Raw genomic sequence first — 13,825 nt, 5'->3', positions numbered from 1 at the left:
TCGCCATCAGTGATGGTTGTAGGTGAAAAGAAATAGACAGAGGGTAGACAGCGCGGCCGGCGTACGAACAGTGGCACTATACCTGAAGGTCATCAGCATAATTGCGAGGTTCGATCTAATCAGCGGCGAGATCATACGGAACGATACGGGAAGACATCTGATTTTTGCCCACGAAAAAGCCAACGAAATCAATAACATTCGGACATCCTCCGGGCCCACCATTATCGTTATTTATCAATGGCTTACGGAATGGCTCGCCAAAGTCGATTCAAGAAGCCGGTCCGCCACTCGCCGATCGCCTTTATCTTCTAGCGAATGGCGGCTTTGCGCGCCTCATATCGCCCGTTGCGGTAAGCTCTGGTGTTTCCTAAAAAAGACCATTGCTAATTGCTTCGGGGAGGCCAACCCTGATCGGTTCGCTTCATTAGGCTGCGCGGCTGAAGCGATTGATCCTGAAATCGTCGATCGGTATCTCGCAACGGTCGGTCACGATCAGTTCGGCCATGGCGTCACCAACGCCGGGGCCGAGCTGGAAGCCGTGTCCGCTGAAGCCGAAAGCGTGAAACAACCCTGGCGTCGTTGCCGAGCGTCCCATGACCGGCAGCATGTCCCGCACATAGCCTTCGCATCCGGACCAGGTGCGGATGACTGCAACCCGCGTGATTGCCGGCAGCAGCCGCGCGACAGCACGCAACTGCACCGGAAGTCGCATCGGATCGGCGGCCGCATGGCCAGGATCGAGGTCCACCGGCACCCTTTCGGCCGCGCCGCCGAAGACGATGTTGCCCCGCTCGACCTGGCGCAGATAGGCGCCATGGTCCTTGTCGCGCGTCCAGATGCCCACCACCGGCAAGATCCGATGCGGCAGCGGCTCGGTCACGCCCATCTGCGGGCCACGGGCGTCGAGCGGCACCTCCTCACCGAACTGCGCGGCGATGCGCGCGCCCCATGCGCCGGCACTGTTGAGCAGGCACTCGGCGGCGAACGTGCCCTTTCCAGTGGCGACAAGGAAGCCGGAATCCGTATGCTTGATCGTCTGGACTTCACCTCCCTCAACAATTTCCGCGCCCAGCTTGCGCGCGGCTTCGGCGAAGGCCGGCGCGATCAGCCGCGGATTGCCGCTGCCGTCGCGGGGCGAGAACGAGGCCGCGATCGCGTCGGGACCGAGTCCGCGAAAACGGGCACGAATTTCGCTCGGACCAAGTTCTTCCAGTTCAAGCCCCCAGGGCCGCGCCGCTTGAGCATAGGCGCGCATGTCGGCGAGACCGCCTTCATCGAAGATCAGCCGGACATGGCCGGTGGCGCGGAATTCCACGTCGCGGCCGAGCATTTTCTCGGCCTCGCCCCACAGACTGAGCGAGCGGTGGGCCAGCGGAAGCTGGGACAGATGGCGCCCGGTGCGCCGGATATTGCCGAAGGAAGCGACGGTTGCCCCCGTGCCGATCCGATTGCGCTCGATCAACGTCACGCGCGCGCCGCGCCTGGCAAGGAAATAGGCCGAAGCCGTCCCCATCAATCCGCCGCCCAGCACGATCACATCCATAGTCGTTTCTCAGAGCATGATTCCGAAAGTGGGAACCGGTTTTCGGAAAAGATCTGCTCCAACGAAGAGCTAAATCAGGATGACGACTTAACCAAACTTCATCCTGATTTAGCCCAGAGCGGATATCCTTGAACATGACGATCTTGTCCGCCCGGCGGCATTGCGTCAAAGATGGGTTTGGACAAGAGCCATAAGTTTTACCTATGGAGTGGCAATGCGGGCGCGGCAGCTCGAAGTGTTTATCTCAATCATGCGGGCGGGCACTGTGACCGCCGCGGCGCGGATGCTGAACATCTCCCAGCCTGCGCTCAGCCAAATCCTGCTCCACACCGAGGACGAACTCGGCTTCACGCTGTTCGAGCGTGTCAAGGGCCGGCTGCGTCCGACGCCGGAGGCGCTCGAGATCTTCGCCGATGCCGAAAGGCTGTCGGCGGGACTGGAGGGTTTGCGCCGCAAGACCACCGACCTGCGTCTCGGCCGGACCGGCTTGGTGAGGGTCGCGGCCTCGCCGCCGCCGGCGATGGCGATATTGCCGCGCGCATTTACCAAATTCCGGGCGCAGCATCCCGATATTCTGCTGCGTTCCCATATGGCGCCAATCGCCGCGATCGTCGACATGCTGCGCGCCGGCGATGCCAGCCTCGGCGTGGCCATGGACGACCGCCTGCCTCCCGACATCGAAGCCGAAGTGATCGGGAGCGTAGGCTTTGCTTGCCTGCTGCCCACTGGACATGCGTTGGCAAGGAAAACCGAGCTGGTTCTCGCTGATCTCGTCGGGGAGGAGTTGATATCCTATCGCGGAAATACCCGTCCCGCTGACGAGCTGGCCCACGCCGGCCGCGCGCAGGGCGTCACGCTCTCGCCGTCGCTCGAGATCGACGTCTCCATTTCCGCAGTCGGCTTCGTCCAGGCCGGTCTCGGCATCGCCTTGGTCGACGCGCTGCTGCCGTGGCACCAGTTTGCCGGGCTTGCCGTCAGGCCGCTGGTCGAAGGGCCGGAATTTCCGATCGCGTTGCTCACCTCGCGCACACGGGGGCTGTCGCGGGCCGACGAGATGATGCGCGACGAAATCCGTGCTGCCTGTTCGGCCGTCCTCGGCGAACATCGCGCCAAAGCATAAGCAAGGCTTATATCTTTGCTCGTCATCCATCTTGGACCCTGACCGTCCGCTCGTGCCAGTCTTGGTCGGCGGACAGGAAGGGACGCATCATGGACGGTACGATCACGGCGAATGAGGCGCTGAAAGAGGCTGACTGGAAGGTCGGCGTCGATATTGGCGGAACATTCATCGATTTCTGCGCGCTCGAAGTAAACTCCGGACGCGTCGCTTCGCTGAAGGTGCTGACGACGCCGGAGGATCCCGGCGCCGAACTGATGACGGGTCTTGCCCTTCTGGCCGAGCGCGAAGGCTTCGATCCAGTCCGCATGACGCGCTTCGTGCACGGCACGACCGTCGGTATCAACACGATCATCCAGCGCAAGGGCGCGCCGCTCGCGCTGTTCACCAATGCCGGCTTCGAGGATGTCATCGAACTGGCGCGGCTTCGCATGCCGGACATGTATTCACTGTTCTGCTCGCGGCCGGATCCGCTGATCTCGCGTGACATGGTCTTCGGCATTCCAGCTCGCATGCGCGCCGACGGGAGCGAGACCAGAGCGCCGGACATGGCGGCGGTGGAAAGCGCGGTCGCTGCAGCGAAATCGAACGGCGCGCAAGGGATCATCATCTCCTTCCTTCATGCTTGGCGCAATGCTGCGCAGGAAGCTGCCGTCAAGGCGGCGATCACGCGCCTTGCGCCCGACCTGTTCGTCTTCACCTCCGCCGAGGTCTGGCCTGTCATCCGCGAATACGAGCGCAGCTCGACCGCCATTCTCAATGGCTATGTCCATCCGCGCGTCTCGGGCTATCTGACGGCGCTGGAAGAGCGGCTGAAGAGCCGCGGTGTACCGGCGCGCCCGATGCTGACGAAGTCGAACGGCGGGCTGATGAACGCTGCGGAAGGCAAGCGCGCCTGTGTGAACATGCTCTTGTCGGGGACGGCGTCAGGAGTGATCGGCGCCTCGTGGCTGGCGCGCCAGGCTGGCGAGGACAAGGTTCTTACCCTGGACATCGGCGGGACCTCGGCCGACTTCGCGCTCATCATCGGCGGCAAGGCGCAATTCGGCACCGGCGAGCTGATCGGCGAATTCCCGCTCCATATCCCCTCCGTGTCGGTGAGCTCGATCGGCATCGGCGGCGGCTCTATTGCCGGTGTCGACGCCCAGGGTGTGCTGCGCGTCGGGCCGGAATCGGCTGGATCGACACCTGGGCCGGCATGCTATGGCCGGGGCGGCGAGCGGGCGACAGTGACGGACGCCATGGTGGTGTGCGGTTGGCTCGGTCACAGCGAGATGGCCTATGGACAGCTTCGCATCGATACCCGGCTGGCGTATCGCACGGTCGGTGACCTTGCCGCCCGGCTCGGCCGCCCGGTGGAGCAGACGGCCCAGGCGATCCTGGACATCGCGGTGTCGGAAATGTTCGTCGAGGTCGAGAAACTCGCCTCGCGCGCCGGCGTGGACCTGCGCGAATTCACGCTCATGCCGTTCGGCGGCGGCGGCCCGATGCTCGGCGCCTTCCTTGCCCGCGAACTTGGTATGAAACGCGTCATGGCGCCGCGCCGCCCCGGCGTGGTGTCGGCCCTGGGTGGGCTGGTGGCGGATCTGCGCGGAGATTTCATCCGGACCGTCTTCAGCCCGTTATCGGACGCGTCGCTGCCGGCAATTCGCGAGGCCTTCGACGCGCTTGCGGGCGAGGGCCGTCATTGGCTCGCAGCGCAGGGGCATAATGCGGCCGCGGAACTCAATCTCTTCTGCGACATGCGCTATGTCGGGCAGAGCTATGAGATCGAAGTCGTCCTTTCGCCGCAATGGCTGGCGGATGGCGATATGGCCGCCATCGCGCAGGCTTTTCACCTCACCCATCAGCAGCTCTACGATTTTCACGATCCGGACGGCGACATTGAGCTTGTGAACATCCGGCTATCCGCCATAGGCGCGGGGCCGAAACTTTCCTTCCCGCAAACCGATGCGGTCGACGCCCCGGCCAATCCGGCACGACGGCTCGCGGTCTATACGGGCCTCGGCGTCGAGACCGTCGACCTTCACGACCGGCAGACCCTCGTGCCTGGCAGCACGTTCCATGGGCCTGCCGTGGTCGTTCAGGAAGATACAACGTTTGCAATCCCCGCGGGAGCGCAGGCACGGGTCGACCGCCATCTCAACCTTCTGCTGACCTTCCCGGAGTGACGCCATGTTTGACCGCACAAACCTGCAGGTTCTGGCGAACCATGCCCGCGCGGCGGCCGAAAACATGGCCCACACGCTCCACCGCACCGCGCACTCCGCCTTCGTCAAGGAGACGCAGGACTTCACGGTGATGCTGATGGACACCACGGGAGCGACCTTCGCCGTGCCGATGGAACTCGGTGCCACCTGGTATCCGGGGCTTTCGTACCACCGCGCGATCGCGATGGTCAGCGACTACCGGCCGGGAGATGTTGCCTTCACCAACGATCCCTATTCCGGCCACGTCGCCACGCATGCGCCCGATACGCATCTGTGGAAGCCGGTCTTCGTCGACGGGGAGATCGTCGCCTGGACCGGCGGACACATCCACAACACCGACATGGGCGGGGCGGTGCCGGCCTCGCTCAGCCGGGCGCTGACCGAAATCCACCAGGAAGGCATCCGCTTTCCGCCCATGAAGCTGGTGAAGGAGGGCGTCTTCGACGAAACCATCCTGCGCATCATGAGCACCAATGTGCGCAAGCCCGACCTCAACATCGGCGACATCAAGGCGCTGGTCGGCGCACTCAACACCGGCGAGCGCAAGATCCAGGCGATGGTGAAGAAGTTCAGCAGGGCCGGCTTCGTCGAAGGCGTCGCCGCGCTTCTCGATCACGCGGAGGCGCAGGCGCGTGACGTGCTCCGCTCCATGCCCGACGGCACATGGGAGTTCGCCGACTATGCCGACGAGGATTCGGTCGAAGCCAATCCTTGCCGGCTGAAGCTGACGCTGACGATCAGGGGCGACGAGGCGGTGCTCGACTTCACCGGCTCCGATCCGCAGCTCGGCTCCTCGCTCAACGTGCCCTCGGGTGGCGACCCGCGCCACACCATGCTGCTGGTAGGCGTCTACTATGTGCTCTACACGCTGAACCCGAAGATCCTGCTCAACACGGGTCTCACCCGGCCGTTTACTTGCATCACGCCCCTGGGTTCGGTGCTCAATCCGGTCCATCCCGCCGCCGTCGGCATGCGCTCGCTTACCTGCGCCCGGCTACGCTCGGTTATCTTCGGCGCTTTCTCGCAGGTCGTGCCAGAGCGGCTGCCCGCAGCACCTGCCGGCAACAACTGCATCGTCAACGTCATGACCACGAATGAGCGCACCAGCCGGACCGTTATCGCGGCGGTGAACCCCGTGGTGGGTGGCGGCGGCGCGATGCCGCATCGCGATGGGACCAACGGATCGGGCGCGGATGCCGCCTATCTCAAGAACACGCCGATCGAGATCACCGAAACCGAAACCCCGGTCGAATTCGTGAAATACGGGCTCGCCAGGGACAGCGGCGGTGCGGGCCACTGGCGCGGCGGCCTGGCGACCGAAATGGCCTTCCGCGTCTTCGCCCCCGACTCCAGGATTACAGCACGCAACCGCGACCGCAGCGTTTTCCGTCCCTGGGGCGTACTGGGCGGCAGGGCGGCCGGCCTGTCGGACATGATCGTCAATCCCGGGACTGAGCACGAGCGGCGGCTGGGCAATATCGACACGGCGGTCCTGCAGCCAGGGGACATGCTCGAGATACGCTCCGCTGGGGGCGGTGGGCGTGGCGATCCGTATCAGCGCGAGCCGTGGCAGGTGGCGCGGGACGTGCGGCGCGGCTATGTCTCGGCGGCAGCGGCCGAGCGCGATTACGGCGTCGTCCTGCGCGGCGGCGAGGTCGACGAGCAGGCGACGACGCAGCAGCGCGCACGGCACGGGCCCCCTGCCGGCCATTTCCATTTCGGTCCGGAGCGCGACGGCTACGAAGCACAGTGGACGCCGGCCTCCTATGATCGGCTCCACGCTCTGTTGGATGCCTTGCCGATCCATTGGCGGTTCTTCGCCAAGACAGAAATCTTCCGGCGCATGAAGGGACGCGCCGGGCCGGAGGGCGTTCAGGCGGCCTTCGATGCGGTCTGCGAACGCTTCCCCGAACTGCCGCGTCCTCGCCCGGTGCGAGAGGCCGCGGAATGATCTCGCCCGGCCGTATCGTCCGGCTGGCGGAGCGCGACCGGGCAGAGGTGCATTTCCTTCTCGCCGGTGAGATGCGCGGCGCGCTCGCGGGCGACACCGTGCTGACCGCCATGCTGGCATCAGGACACGCCTTGCGGAACTCCGAGTTCGGATCGGAGCCGCGCGCCGGTTTCTGCCTGATGGGCGCCTGCCAGGACTGCTGGGTTTGGCAAGAGGAGGGACCGCGTCTGCGCGCGTGCACAACCCTGATTGCCGAGGGCATGCGGCTGCGCACGACGCCGCCGGAGAACTGGCCGTGAGCGATCTTGCCTCGCCGCGGATCGTGATCGTGGGTGCAGGCCCCGCCGGTATAAGGGCTGCGGCGACGCTGGTTGATGCTGGCCTCCATCCGATCGTGATCGACGAGGGGCAGCGCGCGGGCGGGCAGATCTATCGTCGCCCGCCTGCCGGGTTTACCCGCCCCCCGCAGCAGCTCTACGGGTCGGAGGCGCAGAAGGCGCGCGCGCTGCATTCGCTCTTCGATCGGCTGTCCGCAGAGGGGCGGCTTACCCACTGCGCGGGAAACTCGGTAATCGCCGTTCAGGAGGGGCGGCTGCATGTGCTGGGAGAGGGCGGCGTGCGGCTGGTCAGCTATGACCGTCTGATCCTTGCGACCGGCGCGTCCGATCGTGTCGCTCCGATCCCTGGCTGGCAGAGCGCCGGCGTCTACAGCCTTGGCGCGGCGCAGATCGCGCTCAAGGCACAGGGCGTGGCACTCGGGCGACGGATCGTCCTGATGGGATCCGGGCCTTTACTGACCCTGGTTGGCACCCAACTCGTCAAGGCCGGCGCCGACGTTGCGGCGGTGCTCGACACCTCTCCCTGGCGCCAGCAACTACGAGGGCTGTGGGAGCTTGCCGCTCGGCCAGTCGTCGCGTTGCGCGGCTTGGTTATGCGAGCGCGGCTTGGTGGCCGTTATCATGCGGGCGTGACGCTCGAACGGATCGAGACCGACGGGTCGGGCGTGGCGGCGGTGCGCTGGCGCGACGCTGGCGGAAGGCAGCGCGCAACCTCATGCGACATGGTGGGCATTGGCTGGCATTTGCGGGCCGAGACGCATCTCGCCGACCTGGCAGGATGCGCCTTCACCTATGACGAACAGTGGCGGCAATGGCTGCCAAAGATCGATGGGATGGGTCGGGCCTGCAATGGGGTCTATCTAGCCGGCGATGGGGTCCGTTTCCTCGGGGCGGACGGCGCGGAGATTGCTGGGTGCCTTGCCGCGGCTGCGTGCCTTGCCGATCTCGGACGTCCGGCGCCGTCCGCCAAGGCCGATCTGCACAAGCTTGCGCGGCTCGAGCGTTTTGCCCGCGGTCTGGCTTGCGCGTTTCCCTGGCCGTCCGAGATGGTGCGGGCGTTGCCCGAGGACGCGATCGTCTGCCGTTGCGAGAATGTGAGCGCGGGCGCCGTGCGCGAGAGCGCGGATGCCGGCGGCGGCGAGGCCAACAGGGTGAAATCGCTGTCGCGCGTCGGAATGGGGCGCTGCCAGGGACGCTATTGTCAGTTGGCCGCCGTCGAACTCATCGCGGCGCAGACCGGCTGCACGCCTGGTGCCGTTGGCCGGTTTCGCGGGCAGGCGCCTGTCCGACCAGCGCCGATCGGCGCCTTTCTTCGGGAAAGCTGATGCGATTGCTAAAGCCACGGCGTTGGGGGCGGGCATGAATCGCCTCTCAGAAGTCGGCGACCTTGCCCCAAGCCGAAGCGTCGAAGCGGCGCGGATCGTAGGGTGTCGCATCGACGGTCGGTTCCGATCCGGCCACCAGATCGGCGACGAGGTGTCCAGCGCCAGGCCCGATGCCGAAGCCGTGCCCCGAAAATCCGGCAGCCAAGAAGAAACCCGGAAGGGTAGGGATCTCGCCGATGGCGGGCACGCCGTCCGGCGTGCTGTCGATGTAGCCGGCCCAGGCCGCGCTGATCGTCGTCTTGCGCAGCGCCGGCAGCAACTCAAGCGCACGGGCATGGGTCAGGCGGATGGTCGCCTGGTCCGGGGCCGGATCGAGAATGCGCATGCGCTCCATCGGCGTCGGTTGGTCGAGCCGCCAAAGCTGAAGCGTTTCGTGCCCAGAACGCACACCCTGCAGGCCGCCGGGCGCGAGGCTGCGCCACCGCTTCAGGAACATCGGCACGAACTGCGACGAAAAGCGCAGTTGCTGCGGCGTGACATCCACGCGTCCGCGACCGCTTATGGCGAGCGTATAGCCGCCGTTGCCGCGACGTGTAACCGAGATCCGTGCCGTGTGCAGCGCATCCGGAAGGCCCTCCGCCCCGGGCGACACGGACAGGATGGAGGAGCGGACCGAGGCCTGCGGGAAGCGGAAGCCGAACTGATGGCAAAAGGAGGAGGCCCAGGCGCCGCCAGCCAGGACCGCCACCTTCGTGCGGATCGTCCCTTTTTCGGTGACCACGGCGCTCAGGCGTCCGCCCTCGGTCTCGATGCCGCGTGCGGCGCAATTTTGGTGCACCGTGCCTGCGAGCTTCAGGATGGCACGAGCGACCGCGGGCGCGGCTTGCGATGGATCGGCGGTGCCGTCGGTCGGCGAGAAGACGCCGCCCTTCCACGTCCGGCCCGTGGCGCCGCCCCGCCCGCTGGCCTCGGCGCCGTCGAGCATGTGCGTCGTGACGCCGGCCGTTCTGGCAAAGTCGCGCCAGCGCGCCCACCCGGCCAGTTCCGCCTCGTCATTGCTGAGGTAGAGCAGGCCGCAGCGGCGAAAGCCGGTGTCCTCCCCGGTGTTCGCCGCAAAACGCTCCCACAGATCGAGGCTTCGTGTCGCCATCGGCAGTTCGCGGGCGTCGCGATTCTGCTGGCGGCACCATCCCCAGTTCCGGGAGGACTGCTCGGCGCCGATGCGCCCCTTGTCGATGAGCGCAACCTTCATGCCGCGCCCCGCCAGGTAGTAAGCCGCAAAGACGCCAACGATACCGCCGCCGATTACCACCGCGTCCGCGGATTGCGGCAGTTCGCCGGATGTCTCGATTTGCTGCAGCGGCGCGCGCATGATCCTCTCTCATTTGACGTTTCAATCTATCGCGTTGCGCAGGCAGCCGCTGCTGCAGTTGAAGGCGAAGCAGAATTTTATTCCGACGAGCCCGTGGAAATCGGAAGTCCCTGCGTTTCTAAGCAGTGTTCGTTCGGATGGACAGGCATGCGGGCTGTGGTAGTGTCGATGGTTGTTGGCACGGCAGCATTTTGTGCTGTGGCTTGCGTTGTTCGGAGACGGCCATGAAATTGGATCGGATCGACATCAAGATTCTGCACGAACTGCAGAAGAACGGCCGCGTCACCAATGTAGAGCTGGCCGAGTTGGTGCATCTGTCGCCGAGCCCGTGCCTCATGCGGGTCAAGAAACTCCAGTCGGAAGGCTATATCGAAGGCTATTCCGCGCAGATCAATATCGGCAAACTCGGCCAGATGCTGACCGTGTTCACTGAGGTCACCCTGAGGAACCATCGCCAGGTGGACTTCGCCCGCTTTCTCGCCGTGGTGGAGAAGATCGACCAGGTCATCGAATGCCATCTCGTCTCGGGCGGCTACGACTACCTGATTAAATTCGTGACCGCCGGCATCGGCGAGTACCAGACGATTATGGAAAGGCTGACCGATATGGATATCGGTATCGACAAGTATTTCAGCTTCGTGGTGCTGAAGTCTCCCATCGTCAAGGCGCACATGCCGCTGCCCAGCCTGTTTCCGATGTAGTCAGCGGCTGCCGTGCCGCACTGCATTTGTCGCCTCGCTACAAGATGTCAGTCCGCAAAATCGGGTGCAGTGCTTTTAATTCGGCTTGCATCTCGGCCATCATCCAGGCGCGGATGTCAGAAACGATCGGTCGTACCGGCCGTGAGCGCGGTGCAATCAGCTGGTGGATCCGGCCCGTGTTGATCTGCCGGTCCGAAGCTGGGACAAGGGTTCCCTGAAGCAACGCCCTTGAGACGTTGCTGAGCCAGCCGAGCGCCACGCCTTCCCCATTCATCGCGGCCTGAAGCACGACCGCGTAGTCCGAGAATTCGAGCCACTTTGCCCTTCTGGTCTTGCGGTTGGCCACGTTGCCCCAGGCGTCCAGCCACTGCTCCTTGGCGTCCGTGAGATGCAGCAGGACATGGCCCTCCCCAGTCCCGGCATGCATCAACAGACCGTGGGCTGACAAATAGGATGGGCTGCATACCGGAACAATGATTTCCGGCGAGAACGCCCAGCGGTGATAGTGGGTGTCGTCGTCCGACAGGATCCTCGTGGCAAGGTCGACATTCTCGGCGGGGCCTCTCAGAACGCCCGCGATCAGTTCGAACCTCAGGTCCACATCAGGAAACCTCGTGTTGAAAGCTCCTAACCTGGGAAGGAACCAATATGTTGCCAGAGAACTAGAAAGAGAGAGGGTGACCACCGGCTTTGCAGCACCGCTCTGCTTCATTCTCCGGATCACCTCCTCGATGCCGTCAAATCCCTCCCGCACGGCCGAATAGAGCGCACGCCCTTCTGCGGTCGGGGCCAATCCCGCTGGACTGCGCGTGAAAAGCGCGACCCCAAAATCGGCCTCGAGCTGGGCGATGCTGCGGCTGACCGATGGTTGCGTGACATTGAATTCGCGCGCGGCGGCGGTGAAACTGCCGGAGCGGACAGCAGCTTCGAAAACGAGCAATCCGCGCGCGGAAGGGATGAGTTTTGCGAAACCGGCCATACGTCCAGCGTATAGCCACCCTAACAATTTTCAAGCTTTCTCCGGCCTCACAAATGACGGACTATAACCTTCATGAATGGGAGGGGGCACGACGTGAACACAGCGGCATCTCCCGCAAGCGGCACGTCCGGCGATCCTCTGCTTCAGCCCTTTCGACTCAAGGGTCTGACGCTGCGCAACCGTGTCGTCAGCACCAGTCACGCCTCGATGCTGGATGACGGCGGCCTGCCGCTCGAGCGCTATCAACGCTACCATGAGGAGAAGGCGCGCGGCGGCTTGGCGATGACCATGGCGGGCGGCTCGGCCATGACCTCGCCCGACTCCAGTTGGGGCGGCGGTCAGCTGGACCTTTCGACCGATCGCATCGTCCCTCATCTCCAGTTAATGTCGCAGCGAATCCATCGCCATGGCGCCGCCGTCATGTGCCAGGTCTCACATCTTGGGCGGCGCGCCACCGCCTATGCCGGGAACTGGCTCCCGCCGGTGGCACCGTCACGCATTCGCGAGCCGCGAAACCGCAACTTCCCGAAGGAGATGGACGGCGCCGACATCGACAGGATCATCGAGGATTACGCCAGCGCCGCCAAGCGCTGCCGTGACGGAGGTCTGGATGGCATCGAAACCGTTACCGGCGGCCATCTGATCGGACAATTCCTGTCGCGCAGAACCAATAAGCGCACGGACGCCTACGGCGGCTCGCTGGAAAACCGTGCCCGCTTCGGCTTGATGGTTCACGAAGCGATCCGCCGCGCCGTCGGCGACGACTTCGCCGTGGGTATCCGCTTCGTGATCGACGAGGCGGTCGAAGACGGACCGGATTTCGAGGAATGCCTTGATTTCGCCGGGCTATTCGAGCGGGAAGGCCATATCGACTTCTTCAACTGCATCTTCGGCCGCATGGACACTGACCTGTCCTTGGCCGAGCAGAACATGCCGGGCATGTTTAGCCCGAGCGCCCCGTTTTTGCCTCTGGTCGGCAGGTTCAAGCGGGAAACCAAACTGCCCGTCATCCACGCTGCGGCAATACGGGATGTAGCCACGGCTCGACATGCCATCCGCGAAAACCTTGTCGACCTGGTTGGCATGACCCGGGCGCATATTGCCGACCCCCATATCATCAACAAGGTGATGCGCGGAGAAGAAGAACGCATCCGCCCGTGTGTCGGCGCATCCTATTGCCTGTATAAGAAGGTGCAATGCATTCACAACCCGGCCAGCGGCCATGAGACGATCATCAACCATATCATCGACCGTGCAGAAACGCCGAAACGGGTGGTCGTGGTCGGCGGTGGCCCGGGTGGGATGGAAGCGGCACGGGTCGCCGCCGAGCGCGGACACAAAGTGACCCTGCTTGAAGCCGGGGCACGGCTTGGCGGACAGGTGCTCGTCGCGGCCTCCGCCTCCGAGCGCAAGGATCTCATCGGCATAGTCGACTGGCGTACCGGCGAACTCGCTCGCCTTGGTGTGGAAGTTCGTCTCAACACCTATGCGGACGCAGAAGTGGTCCTCGCCGATAAACCGGACGCGGTCATCATCGCCACCGGCGGCGTTCCCGACATGGAGTGGCTGGAGGGCGCCGAATATTGCCACAGCGTCTGGGACGTTTTGACCGGGGTGGTGCCGGCGAAGGACAATGTGCTCATCTACGACGAGACCGGACGCCAGGCCGCAATTTCCTGTGCTCTGCATCTTGCCCGTCCGGGACGCTTGGTCAGCCTGGCCATAGCGGACGACACCCTGGCGATCGAGACACCTTATCCGGACAGGGTGAGTTTTCGCAAACGCGCCGCGGAACGCGGCATCCGCGTCATCAGCGACGTGCGCCTGGTCAAGGCAGCACGCCAAGGCAACGGAATCGCCGCCACGTTCCGGCACGAACTCACCGGTGCGGAAACGGAAGTGCCCGCAGCCCAACTCATTGTCGAGCGCGGCACCGCGCCCATGGAGGATACCTACCAGGAATTGCGTGCGCGCTCAGCCAACAACGGCGTCACCGATATAGCACTCATGACCGGAGCGGGGACAAAGGAAGCTGATAATGCCCAAGCCGCTGGATCGTTTGTCTTGCACCGCATTGGAGACGCGGTTGCCAGCCGGGACATCTACTCGTCGATCTACGAGGCCTACCGGCTCTGCTCGCAATTGTAGCGTCGGGAGAGTTCCGCGGCACGGATGACGGCGGAGCCTGACGGCGGCTCCCAAAACCTCTATTCCTGGGCAGTTCATGAAAGTCGATCGAATTGACGTCGAGATTCATGAGCGGCTCACCACATGAATCGGCATTGACAG

Annotated in this window: 10 protein-coding genes; 7 read left to right on the top strand and 3 right to left on the bottom strand. The window is 64.3% G+C overall.

Annotated features, from left to right (window positions below):
* Positions 1-424 precede the first annotated feature (424 nt).
* Positions 425-1,543, bottom strand: coding sequence for an NAD(P)/FAD-dependent oxidoreductase (locus FJW03_RS14955; RefSeq protein ID WP_140761751.1), 1,119 nt, complete (start codon positions 1,541-1,543; stop codon positions 425-427).
* Between the two features lie 214 nt (positions 1,544-1,757).
* Here FJW03_RS14955 and FJW03_RS14950 point away from each other — a divergent pair, with 214 nt between their 5' ends.
* The 5 genes from FJW03_RS14950 (at position 1,758) to FJW03_RS14930 (ending at position 8,484) form a co-directional block, all read left to right on the top strand.
* Positions 1,758-2,663 (top strand): LysR family transcriptional regulator, encoded by a 906-nt coding sequence (locus FJW03_RS14950; RefSeq protein ID WP_140761748.1) that lies wholly within the window; start codon positions 1,758-1,760, stop codon positions 2,661-2,663.
* An 89-nt stretch (positions 2,664-2,752) separates the two neighbouring features.
* On the top strand, positions 2,753-4,831 hold the full coding sequence (locus tag FJW03_RS14945) for a hydantoinase/oxoprolinase family protein (protein ID WP_140761745.1): 2,079 nt from the start codon (positions 2,753-2,755) through the stop codon (positions 4,829-4,831).
* A 4-nt stretch (positions 4,832-4,835) separates the two neighbouring features.
* Entirely contained in the window at positions 4,836-6,821 is a 1,986-nt protein-coding gene (locus FJW03_RS14940) for a hydantoinase B/oxoprolinase family protein (protein WP_140761743.1), read from the top strand.
* The gene (locus FJW03_RS14935; RefSeq protein ID WP_140761740.1) at positions 6,818-7,120 is read left to right on the top strand and encodes a (2Fe-2S)-binding protein; all 303 of its coding nucleotides are present in this window, start codon (positions 6,818-6,820) and stop codon (positions 7,118-7,120) included. The genes FJW03_RS14940 and FJW03_RS14935 overlap by 4 nt, the downstream gene beginning before the upstream one ends.
* A complete protein-coding gene (locus tag FJW03_RS14930; RefSeq protein ID WP_140761737.1) occupies positions 7,117-8,484 on the top strand; it encodes an NAD(P)/FAD-dependent oxidoreductase in 1,368 nt (455 codons plus the stop codon). The genes FJW03_RS14935 and FJW03_RS14930 overlap by 4 nt, the downstream gene beginning before the upstream one ends.
* A 46-nt stretch (positions 8,485-8,530) precedes the next feature.
* On the opposite strand, the gene FJW03_RS14925 is transcribed toward FJW03_RS14930, so the two are convergent.
* A complete protein-coding gene (locus FJW03_RS14925) occupies positions 8,531-9,856 on the bottom strand; it encodes an NAD(P)/FAD-dependent oxidoreductase (protein WP_140761734.1) in 1,326 nt (441 codons plus the stop codon).
* Positions 9,857-10,080: 224 nt separating this feature from the next.
* Between FJW03_RS14925 and FJW03_RS14920 the strand changes: the two genes are divergently transcribed.
* Positions 10,081-10,557 carry an Lrp/AsnC family transcriptional regulator gene (locus FJW03_RS14920; protein ID WP_140610868.1) on the top strand — a complete coding sequence of 159 codons (477 nt, stop codon included), beginning with the start codon at positions 10,081-10,083 and terminating at the stop codon, positions 10,555-10,557.
* 37 nt (positions 10,558-10,594) lie between these two features.
* Here FJW03_RS14920 and FJW03_RS14915 read toward each other — a convergent pair whose 3' ends face one another.
* Positions 10,595-11,536, bottom strand: coding sequence for a LysR substrate-binding domain-containing protein (locus FJW03_RS14915; protein WP_140761732.1), 942 nt, complete (start codon positions 11,534-11,536; stop codon positions 10,595-10,597).
* Between the two features lie 72 nt (positions 11,537-11,608).
* On the opposite strand from FJW03_RS14915, the gene FJW03_RS14910 reads away from it, so the two are divergent.
* Positions 11,609-13,684 (top strand): NADH:flavin oxidoreductase, encoded by a 2,076-nt coding sequence (locus tag FJW03_RS14910; RefSeq protein ID WP_140761729.1) that lies wholly within the window; start codon positions 11,609-11,611, stop codon positions 13,682-13,684.
* Positions 13,685-13,825: the final 141 nt, after the last annotated feature.

Source organism: Mesorhizobium sp. B4-1-4 (assembly GCF_006439395.2).
In the GTDB taxonomy this organism is placed as follows: domain Bacteria; phylum Pseudomonadota; class Alphaproteobacteria; order Rhizobiales; family Rhizobiaceae; genus Mesorhizobium.
Note: the sequence above shows the minus strand (reverse complement) of the source record. Positions and strands in the feature narration are given on the sequence as shown.

Excerpts from the sequence above, each read along its gene's own strand:
- FJW03_RS14955 (WP_140761751.1), bottom strand. The coding sequence starts at position 1,543 with ATGGATGTGATCGTGCTGGGCGGCGGATTGATGGGGACGGCTTCGGCC.
- FJW03_RS14950 (WP_140761748.1), top strand. The coding sequence starts at position 1,758 with ATGCGGGCGCGGCAGCTCGAAGTGTTTATCTCAATCATGCGGGCGGGC.
- FJW03_RS14945 (WP_140761745.1), top strand. The coding sequence starts at position 2,753 with ATGGACGGTACGATCACGGCGAATGAGGCGCTGAAAGAGGCTGACTGG.
- FJW03_RS14940 (WP_140761743.1), top strand. The coding sequence starts at position 4,836 with ATGTTTGACCGCACAAACCTGCAGGTTCTGGCGAACCATGCCCGCGCG.
- FJW03_RS14935 (WP_140761740.1), top strand. The coding sequence starts at position 6,818 with ATGATCTCGCCCGGCCGTATCGTCCGGCTGGCGGAGCGCGACCGGGCA.
- FJW03_RS14925 (WP_140761734.1), bottom strand. The coding sequence starts at position 9,856 with ATGCGCGCGCCGCTGCAGCAAATCGAGACATCCGGCGAACTGCCGCAA.
- FJW03_RS14920 (WP_140610868.1), top strand. The coding sequence starts at position 10,081 with ATGAAATTGGATCGGATCGACATCAAGATTCTGCACGAACTGCAGAAG.
- FJW03_RS14915 (WP_140761732.1), bottom strand. The coding sequence starts at position 11,536 with ATGGCCGGTTTCGCAAAACTCATCCCTTCCGCGCGCGGATTGCTCGTT.
- FJW03_RS14910 (WP_140761729.1), top strand. The coding sequence starts at position 11,609 with ATGAATGGGAGGGGGCACGACGTGAACACAGCGGCATCTCCCGCAAGC.